The 8,998-nt window shown below is 71.4% G+C and carries 8 protein-coding genes; 4 read left to right on the top strand and 4 right to left on the bottom strand.

Annotated elements, in window-relative coordinates:
• The coding region (gene radA / locus D8M29_RS05640) for a DNA repair protein RadA (RefSeq protein ID WP_127445840.1) at positions 1-1,239 on the bottom strand (1,239 nt) is incomplete at its 3' end.
• Positions 1,240-1,328: 89 nt separating this feature from the next.
• Positions 1,329-2,498 (bottom strand): aromatic acid exporter family protein, encoded by a 1,170-nt coding sequence (locus D8M29_RS05645; protein WP_036314845.1) that lies wholly within the window; start codon positions 2,496-2,498, stop codon positions 1,329-1,331.
• A gap of 226 nt (positions 2,499-2,724) precedes the next feature.
• Between D8M29_RS05645 and pstS the strand changes: the two genes are divergently transcribed.
• The 4 genes from pstS (at position 2,725) to pstB (ending at position 6,977) form a co-directional block, all read left to right on the top strand.
• Positions 2,725-3,837: a phosphate ABC transporter substrate-binding protein PstS gene (pstS, locus tag D8M29_RS05650; protein ID WP_127435315.1), complete on the top strand. Its 1,113-nt coding sequence runs from the start codon at positions 2,725-2,727 to the stop codon at positions 3,835-3,837.
• A gap of 134 nt (positions 3,838-3,971) precedes the next feature.
• Entirely contained in the window at positions 3,972-4,928 is a 957-nt protein-coding gene (gene pstC / locus D8M29_RS05655) for a phosphate ABC transporter permease subunit PstC (RefSeq protein ID WP_036314850.1), read from the top strand.
• Between the two features lies 1 nt (position 4,929).
• Positions 4,930-6,111 (top strand): phosphate ABC transporter permease PstA, encoded by a 1,182-nt coding sequence (pstA, locus tag D8M29_RS05660; RefSeq protein WP_036314852.1) that lies wholly within the window; start codon positions 4,930-4,932, stop codon positions 6,109-6,111.
• 86 nt (positions 6,112-6,197) lie between these two features.
• Positions 6,198-6,977 (top strand): phosphate ABC transporter ATP-binding protein PstB, encoded by a 780-nt coding sequence (pstB, locus tag D8M29_RS05665; protein WP_036314853.1) that lies wholly within the window; start codon positions 6,198-6,200, stop codon positions 6,975-6,977.
• 93 nt (positions 6,978-7,070) lie between these two features.
• Here pstB and D8M29_RS05670 read toward each other — a convergent pair whose 3' ends face one another.
• Both D8M29_RS05670 and D8M29_RS05675 read right to left on the bottom strand, forming a co-directional pair.
• Entirely contained in the window at positions 7,071-8,096 is a 1,026-nt protein-coding gene (locus D8M29_RS05670) for an inorganic phosphate transporter (protein ID WP_002856097.1), read from the bottom strand.
• Positions 8,097-8,111: 15 nt separating this feature from the next.
• Positions 8,112-8,738 (bottom strand): hypothetical protein, encoded by a 627-nt coding sequence (locus tag D8M29_RS05675; RefSeq protein ID WP_036339118.1) that lies wholly within the window; start codon positions 8,736-8,738, stop codon positions 8,112-8,114.
• Between the last annotated feature and the right edge of the window lie 260 nt (positions 8,739-8,998).

The raw sequence follows: 8,998 nt of genomic DNA on the forward strand, positions 1-8,998 counted from the left end.
TCCGGGCACGGGGCGCACCTCCCCGGCAAGCCCGAGCTCGCCGACCGCGATCATCCCCTGCGGGACGGGGGCCGAGAGCTTCGCCGAGGCCACGGCGACGGCCACGGCCAGGTCCGAGGCGGGCTCCGAGAGTCGCACGCCGCCCACGGTGGCCACGTAGCAGTCGTCCTGGGCGAGGGCGAAACGGGCCCGGCGCTGGAGCACGGCCAGGAGCATGTTCACGCGCGCCGCGTCCACGCCGGAGACGGTGCGGCGCGGGCTGCCGCCGGCGGACGGGGTGAGCAAGGACTGCACCTCGGCCACGAGCGGGCGCCGGCCCTCGAGCGTCACCGTCACGCACGTGCCCTCGACCGGCTCCGAGACGCCCGAGAGGAACAGACCGGAGGGGTCGTCCAGGGACTCGATGCCGTCCTCCCGCAGATCGAAGCAGCCGACCTCGTCCGTGGGCCCGAAGCGGTTCTTCACCGCACGCACCAGGCGCAGCCGTGAGTGGCGGTCCCCCTCGAACTGGCAGACCACGTCCACGAGGTGCTCGAGCAGCCGCGGACCCGCGATGGTCCCGTCCTTCGTCACGTGGCCCACCAGGACCGTGGTGATCCCCTTCTCCTTGGCCGTGCGGATGAGGCTGGCCGCCACCTCGCGCACCTGGCTGACGCCCCCGGCGATCCCGTCCACCTCGGTGGACTGCAGGGTCTGCACGGAGTCCACGATCACCAGCTCCGGGTCCGTCCGCTCGATCTGCCCCAGCGCCCGACCCAGGTCCGTCTCCGCCGTCAGACGCAGGGTCTCCGCGATCGCCCCGATCCGGTCTGCCCGAGAGCGCACCTGCGCCGCCGACTCCTCACCCGTCAGGTACAGCACCGAGCGCGGACCGCCGCCTCCCGCGCCGCGCGCCGTCTGGGCGGCCACGTCCAACAGCAGCGTGGACTTGCCGATGCCCGGCTCGCCGGCCAGCAGGATCACCGCGCCCGGCACGAGGCCGCCGCCGAGCACGCGGTCCAGCTCGCGCACCCCCGTGGAGCGGAACGAGGCCAGCGTGGCGTCCACGTCCGCGATGCGCGGCGCGACCTCCGCGACCGTGGCCGCGCGCGTGCGGCCGGTGGTCGACGTCAGCCCGATCTCCTCGACCGTGCCCCACGACTGGCACTCCCCGCAGCGGCCGACCCACTTCACGGTGGTCCAGCCGCACTCGGTGCAGCGGTATCCGGGGGCGCGCTTCGGGGCGGTCTTGGTGGCCATGCGCCCACTCTAGGAGCCGGGGCGGACGCGTTAACCGGCCCGCGCACGGCCCCGCCGTCGACCGCCGGGGCCGCGCTCCGCCGTCGGGCTCAGACGCGGGGCAGGTAGGCCCGCGCCTCGTCGTGCTCGGCGCCCGTGGCCTCGATGAGGTCCACCATCATGGGCCGCAGCAGCATCACGAGCGCCTCGCCGTGCACGGATCCGCCGCCCAGCTGGTGCGGGTCCAACGCGGAGGCGGACGCCCCCAGGGCGTCCCGCGCCACGGACAGCGAGCGATGGCGGCCCTCGGCCTGGGGCTCCACGAGGGAGCGGTGCAGGATCTCGACGGCGTCCGCGGCGTCGTCGAACCAGGCGGCCAGGCGCTCGCGGACGTCGTCGTCGAGCACGCCCTCGTCCAGGGCCGAGACCACCCGCCGGGCCACGATCCGCAGGGAGCGCACCGCCAGATCCGAGCGGTCCGCCGCGTTCACCGCGTCCTCCACGAAGGAGCGCGAGGAGCGGTGCAGCGGGTTGAACACGGTCTGCTCATGCGTGACGCGCAGCTCCTTGCGCAGCGCCTCCAGCGTGGTGTGCATGCCGCGGCTGGCCACCAGCGCCATCCAGGCGGTGCGGGAGTCGTCCTCCCGCAGGGCCCGGGAGAGGTCGCGCAGCACCGTGGCGATCGAGTCGTAGAGTCCACCCAGCTGACGCACCGCGGGACGGCGTACGTCCTGGGGCGAGAGGAACGTGACGAGCAGGGCCAGGACGCCGCCCACGATCGCGTCCTGGCTGCGGACGAACGGCCCTCCCGTGCCGGTGGGCAGGAGGACCACGAGGACGGACTGCAGGGACATCTGCATCGTGAATGTGGCGCCGGAGTCCAGGAACCGGGCCACCATCACGGACACGAACAGGACCACCGAGGCCTGCCACAGGCCGCGGCCGAGCCCGACCATGAGCAGGTCCCCGATCAGGATGCCGACGGTGCAGCCGACGGCGACCTCGGCCACCTTGCGCAGCTTCGGCTCCCGTTGGAAGCCGAGGGCGATCAGCAGGGCGGTGGAGGCGAACAGGGGCTGCTGGTGGCCCAGGACGGCCTCCGCGAACCAGTAGGCGCCCACCGCGCAGACAGCGACGAGGGCGGCCTGGCCCACGGAGGAGCGGACGCGGGACCAGCCCGCACGGGCGCGCCGACGCAGGAAGCGGCCGAGACGTTCCCCGCGGGTCTGGGGGTCGACCATCGGCACCGTGCCCGTGGCGGTGGCGAAGCGGTCCGTCATGCGGCCAGCCTAGTCCGACGCCGGGGAGCCCTCGCCGTGCGAGGCTCAACCAAGCATTGTGGTCCACGGCACAGATCATTCCTGCGAATGCCGCTCCCGTTCACCATCTGTTCACCCCGGCCGAGCACTCGATTCACCTCTGGACCGTACGGTCGGGTGCGGTGCAGAACCGGGCCAGCCGGACGCTCTGCCCTCACCGTCGTCATCCGATTGAAAGAGGCTCTTCGTGAAGGCTCACCGCTTCGGCCGCTCCGCCGCCCTCCTGTCCGTGGCCGCCATCGCCCTGACCGCCTGCTCCTCCGCGGACAGCGGCAACGGCGGCTCCGATGCCTCCGGCTCCGCCAGCGGCGAGCAGGGCACCACCTCCGAGGTCCAGGGCAACCTGGTCGGCGCCGGCGCCTCCTCGCAGGAGGCGGCCATGACCGCCTGGACCCAGGGTGTCACCGAGATCGCTCCGAACCTGACCGTGCAGTACTCCCCGGACGGCTCCGGTGCCGGTCGTGAGAAGTTCCTCGCCGGTGCCACCTCCTTCGCCGGCTCCGACGCCGCCCTCAAGGAGGAGGAGGCTGAGTCCGCCAAGGAGAACTGCGGCGACGAGGGTGCGTTCCACGTGCCGGCCTACATCTCCCCGATCGCCGTGGCCTACAACCTGCCGGGCGTCGATGAGGTCAAGATGGACGCCGAGACCATCGCCAAGGTGTTCTCCGGCGAGATCAAGAACTGGAACGACGAGGCCATCGCCGCGCAGAACGAGGGCGTCGAGCTGCCCGACACCCCGATCACCGTCGTGCACCGCTCCGACGACTCGGGCACCACCGAGAACTTCACCGCCTACCTCACCGAGGCCGCCGGCGATGCCTGGTCCTACGACGAGGTCGAGACCTGGCCGTCCGACATCACCGCCGAGTCCGCCCAGGGCACCAAGGGTGTCGTGGGCCTGGCCTCCCAGACCGAGGGCGCCATCACCTACGCCGACGCCTCCGCCGTGGGCGAGCTGGGCACCGTGTCCGTGAAGGTCGGCGAGGAGTACGTGAAGTACTCCGCCGAGGCCGCGGCCGCCACCGTCGAGAAGTCCGAGGCCAAGGAGGACGGCTCGATCGAGCTCGACCGCGCCACCGACGAGTCCGGCGTGTACCCCGTCGTGCTGGTCTCCTACCACATCTACTGCAACCAGTACGAGTCGCAGGAGACCGTGGACCAGGTCAAGACCTTCGCCGAGTACGTCGTGTCCGAGGACGGTCAGAAGACCGCCGAGAAGTCCGCGGGCAACGCCCCGATCTCCGAGGAAACCCGCAAGAAGGCCATGGAGCGCATCGAGGCCATCTCGGTCAAGGGCTGATGTCGCTTCTTGTCGGCTGACCCACCGTCGCTTCGGCCGCCGGGCCCCACGGGCCCGGCGGCTGAAGCCGCGTCAGGGCGCTCGTTCGTCGCGGCCCGTCCATCACCATGCACGTCGATCCGAGGGAAGGCACTGTGTCCTCAACCACCAACGAAGCGGCACCGAAGCCGTCCAGCCTGCGCGGCCCCCGCCGCGGAGCCGCCGGAGACAAGCTCCTCTCCGGCGGGGCCCTGGCGGCCGCCGTCCTGATCCTGCTCGTGCTCGCCTTCGTGGCGGTCTTCCTCCTGACGGAGGCATGGCCTGCCCTGCAGCCGGGCGCGGAGCTCGTGTCTGCGGACTCCTTCTTCCAGTACGTGTGGCCGCTCATGGCCGGCACCGTGATGGTGTCGATCATCGCTCTGCTCATCGCCACCCCGGTCGCGATCGGTGTCGCCCTGTTCATCTCGCACTATGCGCCCCCGCGCATCGCGCAGTCGGTGGGCTTCGTGATCGATCTGCTGGCCGCGATCCCCTCCGTGGTCTACGGCGTGTGGGGCTGGCTGACGCTCGCTCCGCTGATGGTGCCGATCTACGGCTGGCTCAACGAGAACCTGGGCTTCATCCCGTTCTTCGGCGGCTCGGCCACCACCACGGGCCGTACCCTGCTGACCTCGGGCGTCGTGCTGGCCGTGATGGTCCTGCCGATCATCACCGCGCTCTGCCGTGAGATCTTCACCCAGACCCCGAAGCTCCACGAGGAGGCCGCGCTCGGCCTCGGCGCCACGCGCTGGGAGATGATCAAGATGACCGTGTTCCCGTTCGCCCGGGCCGGCATCGTCTCCTCGATCATGCTCGGCCTCGGCCGCGCGCTCGGCGAGACCATGGCGGTCACCATGGTGCTCTCCGGCGGCGTCTTCTCCTGGTCGCTCGTGGAGTCCGGCAGGAACCAGACGATCCCGTCGGAGATCGCGCTCAACTTCCCCGAGGCGTTCAACATGCGCCTGCACGAGCTGATCGCTGCCGGTCTCATGCTCTTCATCATCACCCTCGTGGTGAACATGATCGCCCGCGCGATCGTGAGCAAGCACAAGGAATTCTCGGGAGCCAACTGACATGAGCACTGTCTCGACTTCTCCCCGGGCCACCGAGGACAGCGTGACGCCGCGGCGTCATTCCCTGACCGAGGGTCAGAAGCCCGGCTGGACCTGGATGGCCGTCGCAGCTGCCGCGGCCGTCGTCGCCGCCGGCCTGACCGTGCTGCTCAGCGGCGCCTTCAACGTGGTCGGTTTCGTGATCATCGCCGCCATCCTCTACATCGCGGGGCTCTACGTGGCCACGCGCGTGATGGAGAACCGGCGCCGCGCCGCAGACGGCCTGTGTCGCAACCTCGTGTGGCTGGCGTTCCTCGTGGCCCTGGTGCCGCTGGTCTCCGTGCTGTGGTCGGTCCTCTCCGCCGGTCTGCCGACCCTGATCGCCAACCCGCAGATCATGGCGTACGACATGAAGGGCATCACCGGCATCGACGACTCGGCGTGGGTGGAGGACGGCAAGCCCGCCGGCGGGCTCGCGGGCGGTTTCGGCCACGCCCTGATCGGCACCGTCGTGATCACGATCATCGCGACCCTGATCTCCGTGCCGATCGGCATGCTCACGTCCATCTACCTGGTGGAGTACAGCCGCGGCGGCTGGTTCTCCCGGGCCATCGTGTTCTTCGTGGACGTCATGACCGGCATCCCTTCGATCGTGGCCGGCCTCTTCGCCTACGCCGCGATCACGTGGGTCCTGACCCTGGTCACCGGCAGCAAGTCCACCGCACTGCAGTCCGTGCAGATGGGTCTCACGGCCGCGATCGCTCTCTCCGTGCTCATGATCCCCGTGGTCGTGCGATCCACGGAGGAGATGCTCCGTGTGGTGCCCAACGAGCTGCGCGAGGGCGCCTACGCCCTCGGCGTGCGCAAGTGGCAGACCATCGCCAAGGTGGTCCTGCCCACCGCGATCTCCGGCATCGCCTCCGGCGTCACCCTGGCCATCGCCCGCGTGGCGGGCGAGACCGCGCCGATCCTCGTGACGGCCGGCTTCGCCACCAGCATCAACTGGAACCCGTTCGACAACTGGATGACCGCGCTGCCGGTGTACATCTACCGCCAGCTGGTCGCCCCGACCTCACCCACGGCGGCGGACCCCTCGACCGCCCGCGCCTGGGCAGCCGCCCTGCTGCTCGTGACCATCGTCATGCTGCTCAACCTGGCGGCACGGTTCATCGCCAAGGCGTTCGCCCCCAAGCAGGGCCGGTGAGGCCCGGCCGCCCGGAATCCCCCGGGCGGCCGGCCCCGACCCCGTCGCACCCCCCCAGAGACTTCCACGAAGGAACAGAACCACTCATGTCCAAGCGCATCCAGGCCATCGACGTCGATGTCTTCTACGGCAAGTTCAAGGCCGTCGAGGGCGTCAACATCGACATCGCCCCCCGCTCCGTCACCGCCTTCATCGGCCCCTCCGGCTGCGGCAAGACCACCTTCCTGCGCACCATCAACCGCATGCACGAGGTGCTCCCCGGCGCCACCGTGGACGGCCAGCTCCTGCTCGACGGCGAGGACATCTACGGGCCCGGTGTGGACCCGGTCCGCGTCCGTTCCCAGATCGGCATGGTCTTCCAGCGCCCGAACCCGTTCCCCACGATGTCCATCCGGGACAACGTGCTGGCCGGCTACAAGCTCAACGGCACCCGCCTGAACAAGTCCCGTGCGGACGAGCTCGTGGAGAAGTCCCTGCGCGGCGCCAACCTGTGGAACGAGGTCAAGGACCGCCTCGACAAGCCCGGCTCCGGCCTCTCCGGCGGTCAGCAGCAGCGTCTGTGCATCGCCCGCTCCATCGCGGTGCAGCCCGACGTGATCCTCATGGACGAGCCCTGCTCCGCGCTCGACCCGATCTCCACCCTCGCCGTCGAGGACCTGATCAACGAGCTCAAGGAGGAGTACACGGTCATCATCGTCACGCACAACATGCAGCAGGCCGCGCGCGTGGCGGACAAGACCGCGTTCTTCAACATCCAGGGCGTCGGCAAGCCCGGCAAGCTGATCGAGTACGACGACACCAACGTCATCTTCAACAACCCCTCGAGCCAGCAGACCGAGGACTACGTCTCCGGCCGCTTCGGCTGAGCCGCCCCGCGCTCCGTCCCCGACCCCGTCCGGCCGCACGCCGGGCGGGGTCGCGGCGTCTGCGGGGCCGGGCCGCCGTCGTCGGGCGCGGCCTCAGGCCAGCGGGACGAGGGCCAGCGTGCCGAGGAGGCCGAGAAGGGCGCAGGCCACCGGCGTGAGCACCCACCAGCCGACCACGCGCAGCACGGTGGGCCAGCGCACGGACGCGTAGGTCTGCGTCTGGCCGGCGCCCACGATGGCCGCCGTCGCCGTGTGGGTGGAGGACAGGGGCAGGTGGAACACCAGGGATCCGACGAACAGCAGGCCCGCGGGGATGACGGCGGCCACGGACGCCCGCAGGGGGTCGAGGCGCACGAGACGCTCGGTGAGGGTCCAGGCGATCCGCCAGGCGCCGCCCAGCGTGCCGAGCCCGACCGCGAGGGCGAACAGGAACGCGCCCCCCACGAACTCGGCCGTCAGGGCGTCCGGCGCCAGGACGGACCCGGACCCCACCAGCACGGCGGCCCACAGCACCCCCATGCGCTGACCGGCCTGCAGGCCGTGGCCCATGGCCATGGCGCTGGCGGAGATGCCCAACGCGACGCGGGCCCGGTGCTGGACGTTGACCGTGGTGCCCCGGGTGGCGAGCCGCATGGCGGGGGCGGTGAGCAGGCGGGCGAGCGCCCACGCGATCAGGGGCGAGAGCAGCAGGCTGAGCAGCACCTCGGCGCGGACGAGGTCGAAGATGGTGAGGGCGACGTCGATGTCCAGACTCAGGCGCACGGCGAGGTGGCTGCCCGCCAGCGCGGAGATCAGCGCGTGCGTGCTGGAGCCGGGCAGGCGCCGCCACCACAGCAGCAGACCCCACACGAGGGTCACCACGCAGGACACGCCCACGGCCAGGGGGCCGATCTCGCTGCGCACCGCGGGCGAGGTGAAGTAGTGCACGCTCAGCGTGATGAGCCCGATGCCCAGCAGCGCGCCCACGGTGTTGACCGCTCCGGTCAGGAGGAGGGCCCCGCGCGGTGTCAGCGCCCGGTACCGGACAGGCAGCGCCGCGGCGTTGGGGGCGTCGCGGAACCCCATCAGCGCGCCGACGGCGCACAGCAGCACGAGGACGACGGCGAGCCCCGCGGTCACGGCGCCTCCACCGGCTCAGGACTCACGGACGAGCACCATGCCCAGGTCCATGTTCACGCGGGAGAGGGCCTCGAGCGCCGCGTGCAGCGCCCAGGCGACCTCGCGCTGGCGGTTGTAGTCGCGCTGCAGCAGGTCCATGCCGAGGTCGGCGAGCCACTCGACCATGACCCGCTCCGCGCGGCGGGAGGCGCGCAGCAGCTGCATCCACGTGGCCTCCAGGGCGTCGAGGTCGCGCACCTCGGCGGCGCCGCGGGCGAGCAGCTCGGCCTGCCGGCCCACGGTCTCCAGGATGTCGAGGGCGTGCGTCGGCAGCTCCTCCAGATCGGCCCGTTGGATCAGCACGCCCGCCGACACGACGCGCCGGGTGGTCGCGTGCACGCCGCTGGCCAGCCGGTAGAGGTCCTGACGAGGCAGCGGAGTCACGTAGGCGCTGCGCAGCGCGGTGAGGAAGGCCATGAGGGTGGCGCTCGAGGACGAGTCGAGCTCCTCGAGCTCACGGGCGGCACGGTCCGCCTCGGGTCCGCGGGTCCCTGCGACCTGGGCCACCAGGTGCACCGCCCGGTGCAGGGCCTCGGCGAGGTCTGCCATGTGGCGCAGCGCCGGGGTGTCGCGCGTGACGAGCCAGGGCATGCGGGGGGACATGGGCAGCGGTCGCTCTCTCGTCGACGGGTGGCGAAGGGGTCGACGACGACGCCGGACCGGGAACGCCTCTCGGCGGAAGGCCGCTCGCAGCGGCTGTGTGTTGGAGCCCGGGGTTACCAGCGGCCCGGCGCCGTCCCCTTCAGTCTAGCGATCCGTCCCGAAACGCTCGACCCGCCGCCTCCAGGGCGTCGGCGGTGCTGACCAGGCGCGCGGCCCGGCGGGTGAGGGCGGCGGCGCGGTCCGGGGCGGCGGCCTCGGAG

The sequence above is a fragment of the Micrococcus sp. HSID17227 genome (genome assembly GCF_003989405.1).
In the GTDB taxonomy this organism is placed as follows: Bacteria; Actinomycetota; Actinomycetes; order Actinomycetales; family Micrococcaceae; genus Micrococcus; species Micrococcus luteus.

Coding starts and splice junctions, on each gene's coding strand:
- D8M29_RS05645 (WP_036314845.1), bottom strand. CDS start 2,498: ATGACGGACCGCTTCGCCACCGCCACGGGCACGGTGCCGATGGTCGAC.
- pstA (WP_036314852.1), top strand. CDS start 4,930: ATGAGCACTGTCTCGACTTCTCCCCGGGCCACCGAGGACAGCGTGACG.
- pstB (WP_036314853.1), top strand. CDS start 6,198: ATGTCCAAGCGCATCCAGGCCATCGACGTCGATGTCTTCTACGGCAAG.
- D8M29_RS05675 (WP_036339118.1), bottom strand. CDS start 8,738: ATGTCCCCCCGCATGCCCTGGCTCGTCACGCGCGACACCCCGGCGCTG.